Here is a 21,552-nt window from a genome sequence, read left to right as displayed (position 1 = left end):
GCCGCCGCCGCGGCGCTCGTCGTCGCCGTATTGCGGTTCCGGCTCGTGGTTCACTTGCCGCTCAACTCCGCCAGTCGCGCCCCGATCCGAGCCACCTCGTCGGCGGCCACCTGCTGCCTGCCGCGGATCTTCTCGACCACGTGCTCGGGCGCCTTGGCCAGGAACGCCTCGTTGCCGAGCTTGGCGGTGGTGGTCTCGAGTTCCTTCTGCGCGGCGGCCAGGTCCTTCTCCAGCCTGCGGCGTTCGGCGTCCAGATCGACCGCGCCGGAGGTGTCCAGCTCCACGGTGACCGTCCCGGTGCTCAGGCGGACCTCCACCGACGCGGTCGCGGCGAAGCCCGCGCCGGGCTCGGTCAGCCGCGCCAGGTTCGCCACCGACGCCGCCTGCTCGCCGAGCCCGGCCGCGTCGACCCCGATCAGCTTGGCCGCGACCTTCTGCTTGTCGGCCAGGCCCTGGTCGCTGCGGAACCGCCGGATCTCCGTGATCAACCGCTGGGTGTCCGAGATGCGCTGCGCCGCTTCCCGGTCCGCGGGCACGCCGGAGGCCTGCGGCCACGGCGCGATCACGATCGACTCGCCGCCGGTCAGCGCCTGCCACAACGCCTCGGTGACGAACGGGACAACCGGGTGCAGCAGGCGCAGCACCGCGTCGAGCACGGCGCCGAGCACCAGCCTGGTCGCTTCCGCGCGCGCGCCGTCGGCGGCGAACTGCACCTTGGCCAGCTCCAGGTACCAGTCGCACAGCTCGTCCCACGCGAAGTGGTAGAGCGCCTCGCACGCCTTGCCGAACTCGTAGGCGTCGAACGCGGCGTCGGCTTCGGCGCGCACCGCGTCCAGCCGGTCCAGGATCCAGCGATCGGCGTCGGTGAGCTGGGCGCGGTCGGGCAGTTCCCCCACCCGCGCGCCGTTCATCAGCGCGAACTTGGTCGCGTTGAACACCTTGGTCACGAAGCTGCGCGAGGCGAGCACGTGCGGCTCGCCGACCGAGAGGTCGCCGCCCGGCTGCGCGCCGCGCGCGAGGGTGAAGCGCGTCGCGTCGGCGCCGAAGGCGTTGATCCAGTCCAGCGGGTCGATGCCGTTGCCGCGCGATTTGGACATCTTCTTGCCGAACTGGTCGCGGATCAGGCCGTGCAGGAACACGTCCTTGAACGGCACCTGCCGCTGGCCGCCCTTGCCGGTGGTCAGCACGGCGTCCTCGGCGACGTAGGTGCCGAACATCATCATCCGCGCCACCCAGAAGAACAGGATGTCGTAGCCGGTGACCAGCACGCTGGTGGGATAGAACTTCTCGAGTTCGGCGGTGGCGTGTGGCCAGCCCATCGTGGAGAACGGCCACAGGCCGGAGGAGAACCAGGTGTCGAGCACGTCCGGGTCCTGCACCCAGCCCTCCGGCGCCTGCTCGTCGGGTCCGACGCACACCACTTCGCCCTCGGGGCCGTACCAGATCGGGATGCGGTGGCCCCACCACAGCTGGCGCGAGATGCACCAGTCGTGCATGTCGTCGACCCAGCCGAACCAGCGCGGCTCCTGGCTCTTGGGGTGGATCACGGTGTCACCGTTGCGCACGGCATCGCCGGCGGCCTTGGCCAGCGATTCGACCTTCACCCACCACTGCATGGACAGGCGCGGCTCGATCGGCTCGCCGGTGCGCTCGGAATGCCCGACGGAGTGCAGGTACGGCCGCTTCTCCGCGACCACCCTGCCCTCCCGCGCGAGCCGCTCGCGCACCTTGACGCGCGCCTCGAAACGGTCCATGCCGTCGAATTCGGTTCCGGTGCCGGTGATCCGGCCGCGTTCGTCCATGATGGTCGGCATCGGCAGCCCGTGCCGCAGACCCAGCTCGAAGTCGTTGGGGTCGTGCGCCGGTGTGATCTTCACCGCGCCGGAGCCGAACTCGGGATCGACGTAGTCGTCGGCGACGATCGGGATCTGCCGTCCGGTGATCGGATGCTCCAGAGTGGTGCCGATCAGCTGTCGGTAGCGCGGGTCATCCGGGTGCACAGCCACCGCCGTGTCGCCGAGCATGGTCTCCACCCGGGTGGTGGCCACGACGACGTGCGGTTCGTCGTCGCTGAGCGAGCCGTAGCGCAGCGAGACCAGCTCGCCTTCCACGTCCTCGTACTTGACCTCGATGTCGGAGATAGCGGTGCGCAGCTCGGGCGACCAGTTCACCAGCCGCTCGGCGCGGTAGATCAGGCCCGCGTCGTAGAGCCGCTTGAACATCGTCTGCACGGCGCGCGAGAGGCCCTCGTCCATGGTGAAGCGGTCGCGGCTCCAGTCCACGCCGTCGCCGAGAGCGCGCATCTGCCACTGGATGGCGCCGCCGGATTCCCGCTTCCAGTCCCACACCTTCTGCACGAACAGTTCGCGGCCGAAGTCTTCCTTCGTCTTGCCGTCCACCGCGAGCTGCTTTTCCACCACGGTCTGGGTGGCGATGCCCGCGTGGTCCATGCCGGGCAGCCAGAGCACCTCGTAACCCTGCATGCGCTTGCGGCGCGACAGCGTGTCCATCAGGGTGTGGTCGAGGGCGTGGCCCATGTGCAGCGTGCCGGTGACGTTCGGCGGGGGCAGCACGATCGAATAGGCCGGCTTGCCGCTGCCGGGGTCGGCGGTGAAATAGCCAGCGGCTACCCAGCGCTCGTACATCTCGGCCTCCACCTCGCTGGGCGTCCAGCTCTTGGGGAGTGCATCGGCACGATTACGCGTGTTGTCAGGGGCTGCGCTGGTCACCCCGCGATTCTAGAGCGCGTCGATCGGCCGACTTCGGGTCGGTCGACCCGGATCACCGCCGCCCACGCATCCACCCGCCGGTGGCACTTCGGAAATCGGCAGGGTATCGGCCCGCAGGGACGCCGCGCGGAATCGTTCGGAGGGGAATTCCACGACGAAGACGAAGAAAGGCGGAGTCTTCGGTGGATGAGGGACACCGAACACTCCGCCTATGTCAGAAGCTTACCGGCGATCCACGACCGCACTCGGAATCCATAAGCAATTCTCAGCTTCCGGCATTTTCTACCCCGGATACACCCCTTATCGGGCGAGGACGGCGACGTCGGCGAGCACCAAATCGCCGTTGATCGCGATGGCCGCGGTCGAGCCGGCGCCCGCCGCGGATATCACCTGGGCGGCCGGATTGCTCACATTACCGGCGGCCCAGACACCGGGCACGCTGGTGCGCCCGGTGGCGTCCGTCACGACCCAGCCGTTGTCGTCGAAGGCGCAGCCGAGCGCCACCAGCACGTCGTCGGCGGCGCGGAAGGCCGGCGCGACGAACATCGCCGTTCTCGGCACGGCTCGCCCGTCGGCCAGTTCCACACCGCGCAGCCGGTCGTCCACCACGAACCGCGCGACCGCGCCTTCGACCACACGGACCCCGCGCGCGTCCAGGTGGGCGCGCTCACCATCGGACAGCGGCATCGTGTTGGGGAAGAAGACGACGTCGCCGGACCACTGCGGCAGCAGCAGCGCCAGGTGCACCGCCCTGGCCATGGCGCCGGGTTCCGGTCCGCCGAGCACGCCGATCGGCTGGTCACGAACCTCGTAGCCGTGACAGTAGGGGCAGTGCAGCACGTCGCGGCCCCATCGTTCGCGCACTCCGGGCAGCTGCGGCAGTTCGTCGCGCAGTCCGGTCGCGACCAGCACGCGGCGCGCTCGCAGCGTCGCACCGCCGCCGAGCCGCAGCGCGAACTCCGAGTCCCCCGCCGGTTCCGCGCCGACGACGAAGTCGGAGATCAGCTCCGCGCCGTAGCCCGCCGCCTCCTCGGCTCCGGCCGCCAGCAATTCCGCGGGCGGCATGCCGTCCCGGGACAGGAACCCGTGCATGTGCTCGGCGGGCGCGTTGCGCGGCGCACCGCCCCTGACCACCGCGACCCGCCGCCGCGCGCGGGCCAGGACCAGCGCCCCGGACAGCCCCGCCGCACCGCCACCCACGATCACCACGTCATATGTCTCGCTCATTCGCGATCACCTCCACCGACACAGTGCCGTCGACCGGCGGCATTCAGCAACTAATATTGCCGAATCCGGGAAAACGCGGTGCACTGGTGACATGTCCACACCACCGGGCGTCGCCCGAGCCCTCGCCGACATCGGTCCGCGACTCAAAGCACTGCGGACCCGCCGCAATGTCACACTCACCGCGCTGGCGGAAAGCACCGGGATCTCCAAGAGCACGCTGTCGCGGCTCGAATCCGGCCAGCGAAAAGCCAGCCTGGAACTGCTGCTGCCGATCGCGATGGCCCATCAGGTGCCGTTGGACGAACTGGTGGCCGCACCGAAGATCGCCGACCCCCGGGTCCACACGACGGCACGCAAGACCAACGGGCTGACCATTCTTCCGCTGACCCGGCAACCGGGGCCGCTGCAGGCGTTCAAGATCGTCATTCCACCCGAGCGCAGCGAGCCGGACCCGAAGGTGCACGAGGGTTTCGAGTGGCTCTACGTGCTGTCGGGACGGCTGCGGCTGGTGCTGGGCGAGCACGATCTGACGCTCGGCCCCGGCGAAGCCGCGGAATTCGACACCCGCCAACCCCATTGGTTCGGCAGCGCGGGGCGGGGCCCGGTGGAAATCTTGAGCCTATTCGGTTCCCAGGGCGAGCGAATGCATCTGAGAGCGCGGTCGGCTGGCCGCAAACCCACGTGAACCGACACGTGCCTGAAATGTCCGATATTGCCGAATCGGCGAAAACTCGGGAGGCTGGAGAGGGTGAACACCCCAGGCGCGCCCTCCCCGGCGAATCACCAAGAAAAACCAGGGTTTTCCCGGTTGTCGAACGCGTCTCGGCCACGGACGCTGGGAGAGGTGAACCCCCCGCTGGAAGCCGCGCCGCAGCACGTCCCGGAACCGGCGCCGCCGATCCTGTTCCCGGCCGCACTGCATGATCTGCGCGGTCACGCGGTCGCGGAGCTCCGATATCCCGCCGCGGCGGCGCTGATCGTCGCCGGCGTCCCCGGCGCGGGCAAGAGCACCGCCTTGGGCAAGTTCTTCGACGCCGACGCGGCGGCCACCGCACCGTCGCGCAGTTCCGCCGGGGTGCTGGTGCTCGACTCGATACAGGCGCGCAATCGGTGGCGGCCCAAACTCCGGTGGCTGCCGTATCTCCTATGGCGACCGGTGGTGCACGTGGCGCACTTCCTCGCCATCCGCGCCGCGCTGCGTGCGGGCGGCCCGGTGGTCATCCACGACTGCGCCACCTTCCAGTGGGCGCGCACCCTGATCGCCCGCTGGGCCGCGCATCGCGAACTGCACCTGCTCCTGCTCGATGTGCCCGCACCGGTGGCCAAGGCGGGTCAGCACAGTCGCGGACGGCGGATCAACCGCGTCGCCTTCCGGCTGCACGTGCGCGGCTGGGGCCGATTGATGAGCGCGGTGGCCACCGGACACGCCGCCCGCGGCGCGCGGTCGGTGGTCATCGCCGACCGCGCCACCGTGGACAACTTGCGGTGCGTGACCTTCGCCTGACCGGCGAAAGCCGATGCGGCTCAAGGCACCAGCACGGTCAGAGCCGCCGGGACGGCCCGGATGGTGATCGGCAGGACGCCCGCCGGTTCGCCGTCGGCGGTGGCGGGCGCGCCCGCTGCGGTGAGCGTCACGGCCGCGGCACGGAACTGCTTCACCTCCGGATGATCCTGGCGTTTTCCCGCCGACAGCGCGGGCAGCAAGCGCAGCATCTCCCGGCGCGACAGCGCGCCGACCACGGTGAGGTCGAGCAGTCCGTCGTCCATGATCGCGTCCGGACAGATCAGCATGCCGCCGCCGTAGGTGCGGGTGTTGCCGACCGCGACCATGACCGCTTCGGTCTCCAGCACAGAGCCCGCGCCCGGGTTGGTGAGACCGTCGGTCACCGCGTCCACCAGCTCGACCCGGTAGGGCACGGTGAAGCGGCCGGAAATCTCGGACAGCGCGGCGAGGGTGTAGCGCAGCCTGCCTTTGGGCCAGCGCATCTCGTTGGCGCGCAGGGTGACCCGCGCGTCGAACCCGGTGCCGGTCACCGTGGCGAACCACATCGGCGCGCCGGGCGATTCGATCCTGCCGAGATCGATCGTCCTGGTCCGCCCGCGCAGCACGAGCGCAGCGGCGGCGACCGGGTCGTCGGTCGGCACACCCAGTTCCCTGGCCAGGTCGTTGCCGGTGCCTGCGGGAACCATGGCGAGCGGGACGCCGGTCTGCGCCACGGCCGGGAGGGTCACGTTGAGCAAGCCGTCGCCGCCGACGCAGACCACGGCATCGGGCGGGACCGCGTCCGCGATGGACTCCCGCACCTGCCGGGCCGTTTCGGCGGCCGAGGGCGCGCACACCTCGGTGACCTCGGCGCCGCCCGCGCGCAGGCGGCCGATCGCGGCGCTCGCCGCCTCGCCGCTCCTGCCGTGCCCGGAACGCGGGTTGGTCACGACGGTGACCTTGCGCACCGGCGAATGGTCGTTCACGGCACCAGCTTTCCGGGGTTCATGATGCCGGCCGGGTCGAGTTCGGCCTTCACCGCGCGCAGGACGCGCACGCCGAGCTCACCCACTTCGTCCGGAACCCAGGGACGATGGTCGGCGCCGACCGCGTGGTGATGGGTGATGGTGCCGCCCGCCGCGATGATGGCGTCGCCGGCCGCGCGCTTGGCGGCCTGCCACTGGGCCGGCGCGTCGTGCGCCTGCTTGGCGACGACGGTGAAATACAGCGACGCCCCGGTCGGGTAGGTGTGCGAAATGTGACACATGACCAGCGGCGGCGTTCCCTCGGCGCTGAGCGACTCGCTCAGCGCCGCGGTCACCTCCGCCTTGAGCGCGATCACGTTGGACCAGGTGGTGGCGGTTTCCAGCGTTTCGCAGAGCACGCCCACATCCAGCAGCGCGTCGCGCAGATACGGCGCGGCGAAACGACCGTGCTCCCACTCCCTGGCCGGTGTCTCGCCCAGGGCCGAGCCGCCCGCCGCCGCCAGCAGCGCACCCGCTTCCGCGCTGCGCGCGGCGACGTGCGCGGCGCTGCCCTCAAAGGTGGTGATGGCCAGGCATCCGGCCACCGGGTTGCCGCCGACGTCGCCGGACCGGGCGAGGTTGATCCCGGTCTCCGCCTCGTCGGACAGCCGCAGCACGGTCGGCGCCGCGCCCTCCTGCACCACAGCGCGCAGGGCGGCGGCGCCGGTCGCGAAATCGGGAAACGACCATGCCTGGTAGGCAACGGTTTCCGGGACCGGGTGCACGCGCAAGGTGACCTCGGTGATCACGCCGAGCGTCCCTTCCGATCCGACGAACAGCTCACGCAGGTCCGGCCCGGCCGCCGAGGCGGGGGCGCGCCCGAGCGCCAGGGTGCCACTGGGCGTGGCGATCTTCAGCCGCTGCACCATGTCGTCGAAGCGGCCGTAGCCCGCCGAAGCCTGGCCGGATGACCGCGTCGCCGCGAAGCCGCCGATGGTGGCGAACTCGAAACTCTGCGGGAAGTGCCCCAGCGAAAGCCCGTGCTCGCCGAGCAGTTCCTCCGCGCGGGGACCGGTGAGTCCCGCACCCAGCGTGGCCGTGCCGCTGATCGGATCGATCTCGGTGACCGTGTCCAGCCTGCGTAGATCCAGGGCGATCACGATGTCGAAACGACCACGCAGCGGTTGCACGCCGCCCACCACGCTGGTGCCGCCGCCGAACGGAACCACCGCGACGGAGTTCGCCGCGCAGTAGGCCAGCACGGCGAGCACCTCGTCGTGGCCGGCCGGGAAGACGACGGCGTCCGGCGCGTCCTGCGGGCCATCGGCCCTGCGGCGCAGCAGATCGGGTGTGCTCTTGCCCCCTGCGTGCCGCAGCCGATCGCGGTGGTCGGTCGACACGTTGCCGGCGCCGACCACCTCGACCAACCCGGCTCGCCGCGCGGGCGTCAACGCCGATTCGCGCAGTGGCACGTCGCCCTCGTCGCGACGCGCCACCGAGTCGCCGGATACCCCGAACACCTGCGTCAGCAGGCCGCGGACCCGATCCGAGAGTGGCTGGTGCCCGGCCGGGACACCCCAGGCATCCCAGACCATACTCGCCGCCGGCCCGCTCACGTCGGGCTTCGCGGCGGAAGCCGGATCGGCCGGGGTGCGCTGCTCTGTCTCCACCATGCGTTACAGTTTGACATAAAGTGTCAAGCAGTAATGATTTGCCGATCTACTTCCCGGTGGTGACACGTTGACCGCTCCCGACGACTCCGCCGAGCGCCTCTCGGCGACCGACCTGGCGATTCTCGACGCCGCTCGCGCCTGCGTGGCGGAGTTCGGCGTGCGCCGCACCACCCTCACCGAGGTGGCGCGCCGAGCGGGCGTCAGCAGACCGACCGTCTACCGCCGCTGGCCGGATACCGGCGCGCTGGTGGCCGAACTGCTGGTGCGCGAGCTGCGCGGGATCGTGGCGGCGACGATGCCGTCCGCGGGCAGCGCGCGCGCCAGGTTGGTCGACGGCGTGGTCGCCGGGGCGGCGACAGTCCGGTCGAATCCGTTGTTCGGCAAGATCTTCCGCACCGACACCGACCTCATGCTCACCTACGTCTTCGGCAGGCTCGGACGCAACCAGCGCGCTCTGATCGAGCTGTTCGCGGCGGGTATCCGCGACGGCCAGCGGGACGGCTCGATCCGCGCGGGCGACCCCGATCGCATGGCCACGATGCTGCTGCTGATCGCCCAGTCCGCGGTGCAGTCGGCGGGCACCGTCGCACCGCTGCTGGCCGGCGAGCACCTCGACACCGAACTCCGCCGCGCGATCGACGGATACCTCGACCACCGCGAGACCGGCGAACCGAGGCACACGCGATGAGCCGTGTTTCGCGCGCTTCTCGTCAGAACCGAAAGGCCTCGTGATGAACCCTGATCCGGGACACACCGGTGATTCCGCGTTGAACGCCGCCCGCCGCGCCGCGGATCTGTCCCGGCTCGGCGACGGCGCCGAGGTCGACGTCCTGGTGATCGGCGGCGGCGTCACCGGCGCGGGCGCGGCACTGGACGCCGCGGCCCGCGGGCTGCGCACCGTGCTGGTGGAACGCCACGACCTGGCCTTCGGCACCAGCCGCTGGAGTTCCAAGCTGGTGCACGGCGGCCTGCGCTATCTGGCGAGCGGCCGGGTCGGCATCGCGCACGAGAGCGCGGTGGAACGCGGCATCCTCCTGCGCACCACGGCGCCGCACCTGGTGCGCCCGCTCCCCCAGCTGGTACCGCTGCTGCCGAACGTCGGCACGGCGCAAGCCGCGCTGGTGCGCGCCGGTTTCCTGGCGGGTGACCTGCTGCGGCGTGGTGCGGGCACCCCCGCGGCGCTGCTGCCACGGTCCCGGCGCGTCGCCGCAGCGGAGGCGGTGCGGCTCGCACCGACCGTGCGCCGGGCGGATCTGCGCGGCGGGCTGCAGGCGTGGGACGGACAGCTCGTCGACGACGCGCGCCTGGTCGTGGCACTGGCGCGCACCGCGGCGGCCAACGGCGCACGGATTCTGACCCGCGTCGAAGCCCGAGACGTCACCGGGAATTCGGCGACCCTGCGCGACACGCGCACCGGCGAGACCCTCGCGGTGCGGCCGCGCGCCGTGGTGAACGCCACCGGCGTCTGGGCCGATCAGGTGGATCCGAGCATCCGGTTGCGCCCGAGCCGCGGCACCCACCTGGTGTTCTCCGCCGCCTCCTTCGGTGGCCTTACCGCAGCGCTCACCGTACCGGTGCCCGGCAGCGTCGGCCGCTTCGTCTTCGCTTTTCCCGCCGCGCACGGCCGGGTGTACCTGGGATTGACCGACGAAGATGCCCCCGGCCCGGTGCCCGACGAGCCGAAGGCCACCGACGGTGAGATCGATTTCCTGCTCGACACCGTCAATCCCGCCCTGCGCGAGCCGCTGACCCGCGACGACATCCGCGGCTCGTACGCCGGACTGCGCCCGCTGCTGGAGACCGCCGACGACAGCACCGCCGACATCTCCCGCAAGCACGCGGTGCTGCGATCCCCGACCGGGATCGTCACCATCGTGGGCGGCAAGCTCACCACGTACCGGAAAATGGCCGAGGACGCGATCGACGCCGCGGTCGCGCACGGCGGCCTGACCGCGGGACCGTGCCGCACCCGGCGGCTGCCGCTGGTGGGCGCGGTCTCCGGCGCGGAGCGCGATCGCATCGACGCCCCGCCCGTACTGATCGACCGCTACGGCGGCGAGGCGGCCACCGTGCTGGCCGCGGCCCGCCGTGACCCCGCGCTCGCAGAACCGGTCGCACCCGGAATCGACGTGCTGGCGGCGGAATTCGCGTTCGCGGTGTCCCACGAGGGGGCGCTCGATGCCGGCGACCTGCTGGATCGGCGCACGCGCATCGGCCTGATCACCGCAGACCGGGTCGCCGCGGCACCCGCAGCCGCGCGCGCCCTCACCTGACGGGCCGGTTCGCTCAGTCCATCGACCACGTGGACAGCTCCGCGCGCATGCACGCGCGCGGCCAGCGGTCGAGCCCGTGGGCCCGCTCGGCGGCGCGCAGCGCGATCAGCCCCGGCGTCTCTTCCGCGGCCGACAGATACCGGAAGCCGAGGCGTTCGTAATACGGGCCGTTCCACGGCACCTCGGTGAACGTGGTCAAGGTCAACGCGGGCAGGCCCGCGGTCGCCGCCCAGCGCGCGGCCCGGTCGAGCAAGCGCTTGCCGATGCGGCGCCGCGCGTGCTCCGGGCGTATCGAGACCTGCTCGATGTGGGCGTTCCCGTCGACCACTCCCACCAGGAGATAACCGATCGGCAGCTCGTCATCGGTCCACACCCAGGCCCGTCCCGCCTGCTGGAACTGTCGCAGCGTCGCCAGCGGGGGTGGTTCGTCGTCGGCCACCGTCGTCATGCCGATTTCCGCGAACGGCTCGCCCGCCGCACACTCGATGTCTTGCAGCACGGGGAGGTCTTCGGGCGTCGCGGGCCGGATCACCGGCTCATTGTGAATGCCCATCGGCGGGCGGGCCAGCGCATTTCACTCCGCCCGTGTGGCGAGCATGCCGTTGAGCAGCACGCGCACGGCCCAGGCCGCGCGCGCCTCGCCGCCGCCGGCCAGCAGCGTCTCCCGCATGGCCACGACGGTCGGATAGCGGTCGGCCGGAAGTTCCGCGAAGCGCCGCTCGATCGTGGCGAGGTACTCCTGTTCGCTGCCGCCGCCCGTGCGGTGCGCGCTCTGTTCGGCCGCCGACGCGGTGACGTGCAGATACAGCAGGTCCACCGCCCACGCCGCGGTCCGGTCGTCCAGTCCCGCCTCGATGAGCGAGCGGAGCATCAGCTCCACCAGGCGTATGGCGTTCGGACTGCTCGGGATCACGCCGAGCGCCACAAGCGCCAGCCCTTCGTGCCTGCTCATCGCCGCCACCATGGCATCGACCAGCGCGGTGAGCCGTTCGCGCCAACTCGCCCCGGCGGGTTCGGGCACCGAACCGAGGACATGGTCGAGCATGGCGGCCATCAGATCGTCGCGATTGGCGACGTACACGTACAGCGACGCGGCGCCGGTGTCCAAGTCCTGCGCCACCCGGCGCATGGTCAGCGCCGCCGCTCCGTCCCGGTCCAGAATGCGCAGGCCGGTCTGCACGATCACCTCGCGGCTCAGCGGAGCTTTGGCCGGACGGGCCCTGCGGCTGACGGCTGCTGCGCTCATCGGGTGAGCATAACCACGGGCGAACGGCGTTCGGACGAACGGCGCAATTCCACGGCGGAGGGACACCCGCCTAGCGCCCTCGCACAACGGGTGGGCAGGCGATCCGAGACATGGCCCCGGTGAGTCCTCGTACCGTCGGTGGGTGACCCACGACATAGTGATATATCGCCCCACATGACCGGCAGCTCGCTGCGGAAAACACCACAACGCGCAGCTCACAGCCCCTGCCGAAGGCGGAACCGACCGTTGGCGAGAACCCGCCCGGCGGAGTGTGATTCGAGCATCCGGCGGCATGGCGCGGCGATCGCGATGTCCGCCGCGCGATGCGCGCGGAGCCCGGTTCGGTTGTCGCCGACGCTCTATGCTGGCTTCGGTATGCCGGTAGTGCGCCGGGAAGGAGGGCGCGGGTGCGCAGACAACCGTCCACCGTGGGTATCGCACCGGGCGACGGGCTCGTCGCCCGATTCGGTGCGGTCGTCGCCTACCTCGGGGCCGAAACGACCTCCACGGACCGAATACTCGGCACCATCGAAGCCGTGGCCGAAGGCGAGCATCCCGGCGCCGCGCTGGCGCAGCGCTTGGCCGCGGTGATCTTCGGCAGCACGGTGCAACCGCCGCCGTTCGGCGTCGTCGCGCCGACCGCGGACGGGGTGCTGATCCTGCTGCGCGGACCGGTGACCGCGGAGATCCAAGGCGCGGAGGGCGCCCGCCGCCTCGACGGCGGGCGTGCGTTCACCTGGGTGGACGAGATCGTGCGCGAACCGGTGCGCCGCATCACCATCGGCGCGGGCACCGGCGCGCCGCCCACCGCGCTGCCCCGCACCGACCTGCGCTCAGGCGTGGTCCCCGGTGGCGGCTTCGTGCTGCACGCCGCGGTACGACGCGCCGGAAAGCCCGCCGGGCCGCGGACATCCGAGCCTTCCGCCCAGGGCGAGCCCGAGCCGACGGCCGCGGCCGGTTTCGCCGCGATGCCGGAACCGACCGGCGCCGCCGACGCCGTCGTCCAGGCAAAGCCCGGGGCCAGGCAGACCGGTACGTCCGACGCCGTCGCGCAGGCGACCCCCGCTCCCCGGCCGACCAGCGCCGCCGACGCCGTCGCACCCGCCCGGCCGACCGAGTCGTCCCGCCCCCTCGTCAAACCGCGCCCGCCCCGGCCCGTTCCGGATCGACCGCTCGCGTGGTCGCAGGTGCAGCCCGCGCACGAACCGGTCGCCCTGCGCAAAGCGCCCGACAACGGCGGAACGCGTGGCCTGCGCCAGGCAGCGCTGTCCGCGGAGGCCACCGTCGGCGCCCTGGTCACCGAAGAGGGGGCGGCCTACCCGTTGGACCGCGCCTACGTCATCGGGCGCGGACCGCAGGTGGACGAAGCGGTCCGCACCGCCGCCGCCGAGCCGATCGTCATCCAGCGTGACCGCCACGTCTCGCGAGTCCATGCCTATGTGTCGGTGGACGGCGGCAAGGTGTACATCCGGGATGCCGCCGCCACCTCCGGCACCTTCATCGCAGGCCCCGGCACCGATCAGTGGACCCGGATCAGCACCTCTCCGACCGAACTCCCGCCCGGCTGGCGCGTCCGCATCAGCGAGCGAGTCCTCACCCACCGCGGCGATACGCAACGCACGGGCACGACGGATATCGCGGGAGCACGCCGCCGTTCGTGACCGCAGGGTGCGTCGGCCTCGAGCCGGAGACCAGCCGATCACCCGGTCGCGTCCGGTCCGGCCCGCGCGGGGAGGACAATGGCGACATGCACCGAAACGGACCGAGCCGCGACATCGACGAGTCCGAGCTGACGGTGACCCCGCCCGAAGAGCAGGCCGCGGGCGTCACCGCCGTGGCGGTGGCGTTGAAACGCTCGATCGAGGAGATGGGCGTGGTCCGCGCCGCGCGCACCCTGGCCCGGGTCAATCAGGTGCACGGCTTCGACTGCCCCGGCTGCGCGTGGCCGGAGCCGACCGGCCACCGCAGGCCCGCCGAGTTCTGCGAGAACGGCGCGAAGGCCGTCGCCGAGGAAGCCACGCTGCGCACGGTGACTCCCGAGTTCTTCGCCGCGCATTCGGTGGCGGAGCTGAGCGAGAAGTCCGGCTATTGGCTCGGCCGGCAGGGCAGGCTGACCCACCCGATGGTGCTGCGGCCCGGCGACACCCACTACCGGCCGATCGCCTGGGACGACGCCTACCACCTGATCGCGGAAACCCTGCGCGGACTGGACTCGCCGGACGAGGCGGTGTTCTACACCTCCGGCCGCACCAGCAACGAGACCGCGTTCCTCTACCAGCTGCTGGTGCGCAGCTACGGCACCAACAACCTGCCGGACTGCTCCAACATGTGTCACGAGTCCTCCGGCGCGGCACTGTCGAATTCGATCGGCATCGGCAAGGGCTCGGTCTCCATCGATGACTTCGCCGAGGCCGACCTGATCGTCGTCGCGGGACAGAACCCGGGCACCAACCATCCCCGGATGCTCAGCGCGCTGGCCGACGCCAAAGCGAAAGGCGCCCGGATCGTCGCGGTGAACCCCCTGCCCGAGACCGGGCTGCTCGGCTTCCGGGACCCGCAGACGATCAAGGGGGTCACGACCGGTGTGCCGATCGCCGACGACTTCTTGCAGATCCGCCTCGGCGGTGACCTGGCCCTGTTCCAGGCGCTGGGCCGCCTGCTGCTGGAAGCCGAGGACCGCGCGCCGGGCACGGTGGTCGACCGAGCGTTCGTCGACGCACACTGCGCGGGCTACGCCGAATACGAAAAGCACATGCGCGCGGTCGATTTCGACACGGTACTGGAAGCGACGGGCCTCACCAGGGCGGAGCTCGAGCACACCGCGGAACTGTTCGCCCGCTCCCGCAACATCATCCTGTGCTGGGCGATGGGCCTTACCCAGCAGACCCATGCCGTGGCCACCATCGAGGAGGCCACCAACCTGCTGCTGCTACGCGGCATGATCGGCAAGCCGGGCGCGGGCGTGTGCCCGGTGCGCGGCCACTCGAATGTGCAGGGTGACCGCACCATGGGCATCTGGGAGAAGATGCCCGCCGCCTTCCTCGACGCCCTCGACCGCGAGTTCGGCATCACCAGCCCGCGCGAGCACGGCTTCGACACCGTGGCCGCCATCCGCGCCATGCGCGACGGACGGGCGAAAGTGTTCGTCGGCATGGGCGGCAACTTCGTCTCCGCGACCCCCGACACCGCCGTGACCGAGGCCGCGCTGCGCGGCTGCGCGCTCACCGTGCAGGTCTCCACCAAACTCAACCGCAGCCACATCGTGCACGGCCGCACCGCGCTCATCCTGCCGACGCTCGGGCGCACCGACCTCGACCTCGCCCCCGACGGCAGCAAGAACCAGGTGTCGGTGGAGGACTCGATGTCGATGGTGCACCTGTCCACCGGACGGTTGAAGCCGGTCAGCGACCATCTGCGCAGTGAAGTCGCCATCGTCTGCGAACTCGCCCATGCGCTCTTCGGCCCCGATCACGCGGTGGGGTGGGCGCGCTTCGCCCGCGACTACGACAGCATCCGCGACGCCATCGCCCGCGTCGTCCCGGGCTGCGCCGACTACAACGCGAAAGTCCGCGGCCGCAACGGTTTCCAGCTACCGCATCCGCCGCGCGACGCCCGCGAATTCCGCACCGCCACCGGCAAGGCCAATTTCGCCGTCAACGAGCTGACCTGGCTGCCGGTCCCCGAAGGCAGACTGATCCTGCAAACCCTGCGCAGTCACGATCAGTACAACACCACCATCTACGGCCTCGACGACCGCTACCGCGGCATCCACAACGGCCGCAAGGTGGTGCTGGTCCACCCCGACGACATCACCGCGTTCGGTTTCCGCGACGGCGATCCGGTCGACATAGTCTCCGAATGGACCGACGGCACCGAGCGCCGCGTCGAAGGGTTCCGCCTGGTCTCCTACCCGACGCCGCGCGGCAACGCCGCCGCCTACTATCCCGAGACCAACCCTCTCGTACCGCTGGATCACGTCGCGAAACGATCGAACACGCCCGTCTCCAAAGCGGTCACCATTAGGTTCGAGGCGAGCAAGGCATGACCGACCGGGTCCGTCAGCAGGACTGCGCGGCCACACACGGGCTCGCTGGTGCCGCCGAGCAACGCCGCATGGGCGGCAGACCCCGCGCGTCGAGCACCGCTCGCGCTGTAGGAAACACAGCATGAGCCGCGTCACCGCCCGCCGCCGGATGCGCCGGATCTCGCCGAGCGGAGAGATCCACCGCCCGGACACCCTCGCCGTCGAAGAACCGCTGGAGATCCGCATCGGCGGGCAGTCGCTGACGGTCACCATGCGCACCCCCGGCAACGACATCGACCTGGTGCACGGTTTCCTGCTGAGCGAAGACGTGATCGGCTCCGCCGAGGACATCGTGGCGGCCCGCTACTGCGCGGGCACCGACGACAAGGGCCGCAACACCTACAACGTCCTCGACGTCACCCTGCGCACCTCCGTCCCGGTGCCGACACGCTCCTTCCTCACCACCGGAGCCTGCGGACTGTGCGGAAAGACCGCCCTGGACGAAGTTCGCACCCGCACCAGGTTCCCGCTGCCCGCCGGCGGCCCGGTGGTGGATACCCGGGTACTGGCCGCGATGCCCGGCCTGCTGCGCGACCGCCAATCGGTATTCGAGGCCACCGGCGGCCTGCACGCCGCGGGCCTGTTCACCGCCGACGGCGAAGCGCTCGCCGTACGCGAGGACATCGGCAGGCACAACGCGGTGGACAAGGTGATCGGCTGGGCCCTGCGTGAATCCCTGATACCCGCCCACGATTCGGTGCTGATCGTGAGCGGGCGCGCGTCGTTCGAACTGGTGCAGAAGGCCGTCATGGCCGGAATCCCGATGCTCGGCGCGGTCTCGGCGCCGAGTTCGCTCGCGGTCGATCTCGCCGCCGACGCCGGACTGAGTCTGGTCGGCTTCCTGCGCGGCGACACCATGAACGTGTACACCGCTCCCGACCGCGTCCGCGCCGCTCCGGGCGCGGACTCGTTGTTGGCCTGACTCACTATTGCCCGCGCCCGACGCCCGTTCTACCGTGACTGCACGGAGCCGGAACGGATTCTGCGAGAACGGAGCGGCCGATGCGGATTTCGGTGGAGGGGAACTCCGATGGCCTGCGGGTGCGGATGCGGTTCGAACAATACCGCCGCCTGCTGCTGACGCGGATCGTGCTGGCCGTCTTGGCGGTGCAAGGAGCGATCGTCGGTCTCTGGGCCACGCTCGCGCCGCACTCCTGGTACACCAGCTTTCCGGGGTTCGGCGCCCGATGGGTGGCGGCGGACGGGCCGTACAACCACCATCTGGCGGCCGATGTGGGGGCCTTCTTCCTGGCGCTGACTGCGGTGACGATCGCCGCGCTGGTGGTCAACCGGACCACTGCCGCCCGCATCGCGGGCGTCGGCTGGCTCACCTTCGGTGTGCCCCATTTCCTGTACCACCTGCTGCACCAGCCCGCCGAACTCGGCGCCGCGAGTTTCACCGCCAGCCTGATCGCGGCGTTGTTGCTGGTGATCGGCGGGGCGGTCTGCGTCTTCCTGCCGCCGCGGGGCGAGCTGCCCCTCTCGGAGCCGCGACCGGTGACGCTGCGTTTCCCCCGCCGCCGTCCGAGCGGCAGATCCGGCGGCCGAGTCCGGGACGCCCGTGGACGATCACCACGGGCGTGATCCGGTGAATCCGCGGATGACGCCGCGTCTTCCGAATTCCCCGCCCGTCAGTCCTTCAGCGCTTCGAGCAGTGCCGCGCGCTGGCGCGCCCCGAGCCCACCGATCCGGCGATCCTCCGGGATCTCCGCCTGGTCCATCAGCTTCGCGGCCTTCACCGGCCCGACACCGGGCAGGGCCTTGATCACCGCGGCCACCTTGGTCTTCTTCACCAGCTCGTCGGAGTCGGCCTTCTTCAGCAGATCCGCGACCGAAACCTTGCCCGCCTTCACCTTGCCGATCAGTTCGGAGCGTGCCTTGCGGACCGCAGCCGCCTTGGCCAAGGCCTCGGTGCGCTGCTCTGCGGTCATGGTAGGCAGTGCCATGTCTCCTCCGCTTCCACTCGTCACTCGAACATCTGGTTGACCGGACCGAGTAAACAGCACGGCACCGGGCACGCAAGCTCGACACACCGCGCACGAACAGCGGAAATAGCGATGAATTTCCCCGCTCCGCGCCGTCGGAACAGGTGAACGGCCGACGCTCGCCGGGCGAAAAGGACGAAAGGACCATCACGTCAGCGGGCTGCTCCGCGGTCGGTTCGCCACGCCGGATGGCCGGTGCCGAAGACGGGGCGCTCCGGCAGCGACGACCCGGAAATGGCGGCTATCGAGCAGTAACACGCGGTCCGCTGTTCCCGACACAATCAACAGATGCCGAGCGCGGGTCATGGTTCAACGGCGAACCTGGGAGATCAACGGCGATCGCCCGCGTCCGCCCGGGTCGCACCGGGCGGACCTGTCAGCCCGCACAACAGAACATCGTCCGGTTCGCACGAACCGTGACGGCATGACGGCAGGAGGCCGAGCCCCCGCCGGAAACGCCTTCGTCCTCGGCGCTGCGCGGGCCCGGCAGGCGAGCCATCGCACCGTCGCCTCGCCGAAGGCGCATCCGACCGCCGCGGCCCTCTCCGTCGGGGTGGACGTTCCGTTCGTGCTCGCGACCGTTGACGTCGCGTACCGTGCGCAGCGCCTTGATCCCGCCGTGGCGGGCGCGCCGCGTCGTCGCGAGCGGCGACCGGATGATGTTCTGTCATCCGAATCCGGGTTCACGCCGCATTCCGGGCCGCATGACGCGCACTGAGCGGCCGGTCGGCCACAGCACAGCTCACCACCGCGGTGCGGATCGTCGTACTGAACGAAACGAAGGGGATCGAATCGGGCGCGCGAACGCGCTAGGCTACGAATTAGAACACGTTTCATTTCGAAGGAGACGCCGTGGCCAAGCAGATACGCGACGTGGTCGAGCAGTACGTCAAGCTGGTCGGCTCGGGTCCGACCGAGGACATCGTCGCGCTGTACGCGCCCGACGCGATCGTGGAGGACCCCGTCGGCACCCCGCCCAAGCGGGGCCACGACGCCATCCGCGAGTTCTACGAGGTGATCGCCGCACTGGATCGGGAGACCGAGTTGCGGCCGGAGGAGGTCAGGATCGCGGGCAATCAGGCCGCGTTCCCGTTCACCATCGTCACCAAGGTCGGCGGACAGCGCTTCGTCCTGTCGCCGATCGACGTGATGGAGTTCGACGAGGAAGGCCGGATCACCGGGATGCGCGCCTACTGGAGCCAGGAGGACATGCGGGTCGAGCCCGAGTAGCGCGCGACGGCCGGGTGCGCCACGTCACATCGCGGCCCCATCACATTCCGGCGCGGTCTCTCGTCCGAGAAGTAGGAACCACATCCGCTGATCGAAGGAGATCGACATGGGCGCCACCCGTATCGCCGCCGTCACCCCGCAGCAGGCGGGACCGACGACCAAGCTGCTGTACCGGCTGGCCAAGCGCCGCTTCCGTGAAGTGCCCGAGCCCTTCGCCGTGACGGCCAACCATCCGAAACTGCTGCGCGCGAGCGCGGTCCACGAAACCATGGTCGACAAGGCCAGCACCGCCCTCCCCGCCGTCATCCGCGAGATCGCGGTCTATCGCACGGCGTGGACGATCGGTTGTTCGTGGTGCGTCGACTTCGGGGCCATGCTCATGCGCCTGGGCGAGCTGGACGTGGCGCGGCTGGAACACATCGCCGACTACGCGACCTCGCCGTTGTACTCCGACGACGAGCGCGCCGCCATCGCCTACGCCGACGCGATGACGGCGACGCCGACCACGGTCACCGACGAGCAGATCGCCGACTTGGAGCGGCGGTTCGGCCGAGCGGGCGTGGTCGAGCTCAGCTACCACATCGCGCTGGAAAACTCACGCGCCAGGTTCAATTCGGCACTCGGCATCACCGCGCAGGGCTTCAGCACCGATTCCTGCCGCGTGCCCTGGGCCTGAAAACGGCCGCGGCGCTGCGGAAATGGTCCGGCCTCACCTGGCACTTCAGCGCCGCGTCCGCTCCGGGCTGTCGCTACGGCCCGGAATGCACTAAGAATAAGAGGTGTTGACGTCGCCTGGCCGTACCGCGGCCTGCGAGCTATCTTCGCGAGTTTCGGTGCGGGATAGGCCGTGTCGGCGTCTTCGGTGTCTCGAGTTCCCCTCCGCCCGACCGTTTGGAGCCGCATGCTCGACGAACAGACCCCGGACGACGACGTCGCACGGCTGGCCAGGCGAGTCGAGAAGGCCCGTGGCCGGCTCGCCTACCAGTTCGACCCCGCGCTGACCGGCGCGCTGTCGGAGGAGGAGCTGCTCGCCGAACGCGAACTGGCCGAACGCATCCGCACCCAGGACCGCGAACAGCGCTGGAAGCACGCCGAGGCGGGCGCCGCGGGCGCCGACCGGGCCAGGCACACCGCGGAGGCCATCGAGAAGGCCGAGATCAGAGATCTGCTGCTGGCGCGAAAGGCGATCGCCGCGCAACGGCGCGCCTCCAGCCCGCACGCCAGGCTGGCGTCGCTGTACCGGCACCGCTCCTGGTCGCTCGGCGCGCTGGCCGGCGTGGTCGCCGCCGGAATGCTGTGGTCGGCGGTCAACGTCCAGCACAACATCGCGCCGGGCGGGCCGGACGACCCGCTGTACTGGTTCAGCTATCTGCTCGAGGCGATGATCAGCGTGTCGCTGATCATCATCATGATCGGCACCAACAAGGTCACCGAATGGGGCGTGCTGGACAACCGCAGCCAAGTGGCGGCGGCCGAGATGGCCTTGCTCGCGCTCACCGTGGGACTGAACACCTACCCGTACGTGAGTGCGGGGCGGTGGTTCGACGCGGGCGTGCACGGAGTCGCCCCGGTGATGATCGGCGTCGCCCTGCTCATCCACGATGCCGCGAGCGCGCGATACGGACGCGCGATCGGCTACGCCACCGAGCAGGTGCGCAGCCTGCCCGACCCGACCGGGCACGAACCCTTGCCGGAACGCTCCGCGGCGGACGGCCCGTCCAGCGCGGGCGCCGACTTCCCGGTGGAGCTGCACACCCCCGCCGTCCAGGGCGCACACGGCTAGGTCTATTCGGCAGCGGCACAGCACAAGTCGTTCGGGAAGCGCCGCCTTACCAGCACATGACAGCGACGGTGTGCGAGCCGTCGAGCCCGGTGCTCGTATCGCCCGGAGGTCAGTACGGATACCGCCGTTCGACGGCGTCCTTGGCCTCTTTGAGCCCGCACCCGGTGAGTTCGCGATACCGCTTGATCGCGTGAATCTTCTTGCCCTGCGCGAGAAGAGCATCGATTTCGGCCATGCCGTCGCCGTGCGGGACGGACGGCACGGCGCGCGGCGCGGCCGATGCAGGGGCCTCGATGCCCAGATGGCGCATGATCAGATCGAGCTTGGCGTGCAGGGCATCGACCTCGCGCTCCAAGCGCCGGTTGGCGAACATGCCCCGATGGTAACGACCGGGATCACGTCACGCCGCGTCGAGCACGGCGTCGGCGAGATTCGACACGGTCTCAAAGCGCGCCAAGTCCCCGGCCAGCTGCAGCAGCCGGTCCACGCACCGGGGCCCGGTGACCAGGCGCATCCTGCGGCCGGTCTCGGCCAGCATGGACCGTGCGTCGACCAGGACGTGCAACCCGGCGACCCCGAAGAAGGTGACCTTCGACAGATCGACCACCACCAGCGGCGCCGCCGTGCCCAGCGAGCCGATCAGCCTGCGGCGAAACACTTCGGCGGTGTAATGATCGACTTCGCCGGCCAGCGCGCACAGCGTGACGGAATCGCTCGGCACGGTGACGGAGATCTTGAGCCGCTCGGCAGGGTGATCGGCATTGCGAGCAGCGGTGAGAACGTACGAGGGATTGGCCAAGCCTGCCGACATGAGGACCTCGGTCCAGTCGCCCGCGAGCGATCTCGGGAACCGGATTCGCTCGCGGGAATGATG

General features: G+C 70.5%; 21 protein-coding genes. 12 read left to right on the top strand and 9 right to left on the bottom strand.

All coding sequences use genetic code 11. The features are described 5' to 3' along the window. Positions 1–50: 50 nt before the first annotated feature. Together U3653_RS05660 and U3653_RS05655 are read right to left on the bottom strand one after the other, a co-directional pair. Complete coding sequence (locus U3653_RS05660; protein ID WP_195077547.1) at positions 51–2,729, bottom strand: valine--tRNA ligase; 2,679 nt, start codon at positions 2,727–2,729, stop codon at positions 51–53. Between the two features lie 300 nt (positions 2,730–3,029). Further along, on the bottom strand, positions 3,030–3,956 hold the full coding sequence (locus U3653_RS05655) for an NAD(P)/FAD-dependent oxidoreductase (RefSeq protein ID WP_195077546.1): 927 nt from the start codon (positions 3,954–3,956) through the stop codon (positions 3,030–3,032). A 91-nt stretch (positions 3,957–4,047) separates the two neighbouring features. On the opposite strand from U3653_RS05655, the gene U3653_RS05650 reads away from it, so the two are divergent. After that, positions 4,048–4,641, top strand: a complete 594-nt coding sequence (locus U3653_RS05650; RefSeq protein WP_195077545.1) for a helix-turn-helix domain-containing protein — start codon at positions 4,048–4,050, stop codon at positions 4,639–4,641. 159 nt (positions 4,642–4,800) lie between these two features. Next, positions 4,801–5,460: an AAA family ATPase gene (locus tag U3653_RS05645; RefSeq protein ID WP_323123919.1), complete on the top strand. Its 660-nt coding sequence runs from the start codon at positions 4,801–4,803 to the stop codon at positions 5,458–5,460. A gap of 20 nt (positions 5,461–5,480) precedes the next feature. On the opposite strand, the gene U3653_RS05640 is transcribed toward U3653_RS05645, so the two are convergent. Together U3653_RS05640 and U3653_RS05635 are read right to left on the bottom strand one after the other, a co-directional pair. Beyond that, positions 5,481–6,425 (bottom strand): YegS/Rv2252/BmrU family lipid kinase, encoded by a 945-nt coding sequence (locus tag U3653_RS05640; protein ID WP_397069913.1) that lies wholly within the window; start codon positions 6,423–6,425, stop codon positions 5,481–5,483. After that, complete coding sequence (locus U3653_RS05635) at positions 6,422–7,999, bottom strand: FAD-binding oxidoreductase (protein ID WP_195077909.1); 1,578 nt, start codon at positions 7,997–7,999, stop codon at positions 6,422–6,424. The genes U3653_RS05640 and U3653_RS05635 overlap by 4 nt, the downstream gene beginning before the upstream one ends. 145 nt (positions 8,000–8,144) lie before the next feature. Between U3653_RS05635 and U3653_RS05630 the strand changes: the two genes are divergently transcribed. Continuing rightward, complete coding sequence (locus U3653_RS05630) at positions 8,145–8,765, top strand: TetR/AcrR family transcriptional regulator (RefSeq protein ID WP_195077544.1); 621 nt, start codon at positions 8,145–8,147, stop codon at positions 8,763–8,765. A gap of 43 nt (positions 8,766–8,808) precedes the next feature. Further along, the gene (locus U3653_RS05625; RefSeq protein WP_195077543.1) at positions 8,809–10,350 is read left to right on the top strand and encodes a glycerol-3-phosphate dehydrogenase/oxidase; all 1,542 of its coding nucleotides are present in this window, start codon (positions 8,809–8,811) and stop codon (positions 10,348–10,350) included. A 13-nt stretch (positions 10,351–10,363) separates the two neighbouring features. Here U3653_RS05625 and U3653_RS05620 read toward each other — a convergent pair whose 3' ends face one another. Together U3653_RS05620 and U3653_RS05615 are read right to left on the bottom strand one after the other, a co-directional pair. Continuing rightward, positions 10,364–10,882, bottom strand: coding sequence for a GNAT family N-acetyltransferase (locus U3653_RS05620; RefSeq protein ID WP_323123920.1), 519 nt, complete (start codon positions 10,880–10,882; stop codon positions 10,364–10,366). A gap of 42 nt (positions 10,883–10,924) precedes the next feature. Continuing rightward, entirely contained in the window at positions 10,925–11,596 is a 672-nt protein-coding gene (locus U3653_RS05615; protein ID WP_195077541.1) for a TetR/AcrR family transcriptional regulator, read from the bottom strand. 407 nt (positions 11,597–12,003) lie between these two features. Between U3653_RS05615 and U3653_RS05610 the strand changes: the two genes are divergently transcribed. From U3653_RS05610 to U3653_RS05595, 4 genes are all read left to right on the top strand, one after another. Continuing rightward, the gene (locus U3653_RS05610) at positions 12,004–13,257 is read left to right on the top strand and encodes an FHA domain-containing protein (RefSeq protein WP_195077540.1); all 1,254 of its coding nucleotides are present in this window, start codon (positions 12,004–12,006) and stop codon (positions 13,255–13,257) included. An 86-nt stretch (positions 13,258–13,343) separates the two neighbouring features. Next, a complete protein-coding gene (locus U3653_RS05605; protein ID WP_195077539.1) occupies positions 13,344–15,641 on the top strand; it encodes an FdhF/YdeP family oxidoreductase in 2,298 nt (765 codons plus the stop codon). Positions 15,642–15,762: 121 nt separating this feature from the next. Further along, positions 15,763–16,602 carry a formate dehydrogenase accessory sulfurtransferase FdhD gene (fdhD, locus tag U3653_RS05600; RefSeq protein WP_195077538.1) on the top strand — a complete coding sequence of 280 codons (840 nt, stop codon included), beginning with the start codon at positions 15,763–15,765 and terminating at the stop codon, positions 16,600–16,602. Positions 16,603–16,682: 80 nt separating this feature from the next. Continuing rightward, on the top strand, positions 16,683–17,264 hold the full coding sequence (locus tag U3653_RS05595; protein WP_195077537.1) for a hypothetical protein: 582 nt from the start codon (positions 16,683–16,685) through the stop codon (positions 17,262–17,264). Positions 17,265–17,311: 47 nt separating this feature from the next. On the opposite strand, the gene mihF is transcribed toward U3653_RS05595, so the two are convergent. Next, positions 17,312–17,626 carry an integration host factor, actinobacterial type gene (gene mihF, locus U3653_RS05590; protein WP_039796616.1) on the bottom strand — a complete coding sequence of 105 codons (315 nt, stop codon included), beginning with the start codon at positions 17,624–17,626 and terminating at the stop codon, positions 17,312–17,314. Between the two features lie 463 nt (positions 17,627–18,089). Here mihF and U3653_RS05585 point away from each other — a divergent pair, with 463 nt between their 5' ends. The 4 genes from U3653_RS05585 to U3653_RS05570 all read left to right on the top strand — a co-directional run bounded on the left by U3653_RS05585 (position 18,090) and on the right by U3653_RS05570 (position 20,678). After that, the gene (locus U3653_RS05585; RefSeq protein WP_195077536.1) at positions 18,090–18,383 is read left to right on the top strand and encodes a hypothetical protein; all 294 of its coding nucleotides are present in this window, start codon (positions 18,090–18,092) and stop codon (positions 18,381–18,383) included. Between the two features lie 134 nt (positions 18,384–18,517). Further along, the gene (locus U3653_RS05580; protein ID WP_195077535.1) at positions 18,518–18,895 is read left to right on the top strand and encodes a nuclear transport factor 2 family protein; all 378 of its coding nucleotides are present in this window, start codon (positions 18,518–18,520) and stop codon (positions 18,893–18,895) included. A gap of 106 nt (positions 18,896–19,001) precedes the next feature. After that, positions 19,002–19,571 carry a carboxymuconolactone decarboxylase family protein gene (locus tag U3653_RS05575; RefSeq protein WP_195077534.1) on the top strand — a complete coding sequence of 190 codons (570 nt, stop codon included), beginning with the start codon at positions 19,002–19,004 and terminating at the stop codon, positions 19,569–19,571. A 225-nt stretch (positions 19,572–19,796) separates the two neighbouring features. Next, positions 19,797–20,678, top strand: a complete 882-nt coding sequence (locus U3653_RS05570) for a hypothetical protein (RefSeq protein ID WP_323123921.1) — start codon at positions 19,797–19,799, stop codon at positions 20,676–20,678. A 109-nt stretch (positions 20,679–20,787) separates the two neighbouring features. Here the strand turns inward: U3653_RS05570 and U3653_RS05565 are convergent, their stop codons facing one another. Further along, on the bottom strand, positions 20,788–21,051 hold the full coding sequence (locus tag U3653_RS05565; protein WP_195077533.1) for a ribosomal protein L7/L12: 264 nt from the start codon (positions 21,049–21,051) through the stop codon (positions 20,788–20,790). Positions 21,052–21,078: 27 nt separating this feature from the next. Beyond that, entirely contained in the window at positions 21,079–21,489 is a 411-nt protein-coding gene (locus U3653_RS05560; protein ID WP_195077532.1) for an STAS domain-containing protein, read from the bottom strand. Positions 21,490–21,552: the final 63 nt, after the last annotated feature.

This window comes from Nocardia implantans (assembly GCF_035544775.1).
In the GTDB taxonomy this organism is placed as follows: Bacteria; Actinomycetota; Actinomycetes; order Mycobacteriales; family Mycobacteriaceae; genus Nocardia; species Nocardia implantans.
The sequence above is the reverse complement of the archived record's forward strand: the minus strand, read 5'-3'. Positions and strand labels throughout refer to the sequence as shown.

Excerpts from the sequence above, each read along its gene's own strand:
- U3653_RS05585 (WP_195077536.1), top strand. The coding sequence starts at position 18,090 with ATGACGGCAGGAGGCCGAGCCCCCGCCGGAAACGCCTTCGTCCTCGGC.
- mihF (WP_039796616.1), bottom strand. The coding sequence starts at position 17,626 with ATGGCACTGCCTACCATGACCGCAGAGCAGCGCACCGAGGCCTTGGCC.
- U3653_RS05560 (WP_195077532.1), bottom strand. The coding sequence starts at position 21,489 with ATGTCGGCAGGCTTGGCCAATCCCTCGTACGTTCTCACCGCTGCTCGC.
- U3653_RS05565 (WP_195077533.1), bottom strand. The coding sequence starts at position 21,051 with ATGTTCGCCAACCGGCGCTTGGAGCGCGAGGTCGATGCCCTGCACGCC.
- U3653_RS05635 (WP_195077909.1), bottom strand. The coding sequence starts at position 7,999 with ATGGTCTGGGATGCCTGGGGTGTCCCGGCCGGGCACCAGCCACTCTCG.
- fdhD (WP_195077538.1), top strand. The coding sequence starts at position 15,763 with ATGAGCCGCGTCACCGCCCGCCGCCGGATGCGCCGGATCTCGCCGAGC.
- U3653_RS05615 (WP_195077541.1), bottom strand. The coding sequence starts at position 11,596 with ATGAGCGCAGCAGCCGTCAGCCGCAGGGCCCGTCCGGCCAAAGCTCCG.
- U3653_RS05650 (WP_195077545.1), top strand. The coding sequence starts at position 4,048 with ATGTCCACACCACCGGGCGTCGCCCGAGCCCTCGCCGACATCGGTCCG.
- U3653_RS05605 (WP_195077539.1), top strand. The coding sequence starts at position 13,344 with ATGCACCGAAACGGACCGAGCCGCGACATCGACGAGTCCGAGCTGACG.
- U3653_RS05625 (WP_195077543.1), top strand. The coding sequence starts at position 8,809 with ATGAACCCTGATCCGGGACACACCGGTGATTCCGCGTTGAACGCCGCC.
- U3653_RS05575 (WP_195077534.1), top strand. The coding sequence starts at position 19,002 with ATGGGCGCCACCCGTATCGCCGCCGTCACCCCGCAGCAGGCGGGACCG.
- U3653_RS05655 (WP_195077546.1), bottom strand. The coding sequence starts at position 3,956 with ATGAGCGAGACATATGACGTGGTGATCGTGGGTGGCGGTGCGGCGGGG.
- U3653_RS05570 (WP_323123921.1), top strand. The coding sequence starts at position 19,797 with ATGCTCGACGAACAGACCCCGGACGACGACGTCGCACGGCTGGCCAGG.
- U3653_RS05595 (WP_195077537.1), top strand. The coding sequence starts at position 16,683 with ATGCGGATTTCGGTGGAGGGGAACTCCGATGGCCTGCGGGTGCGGATG.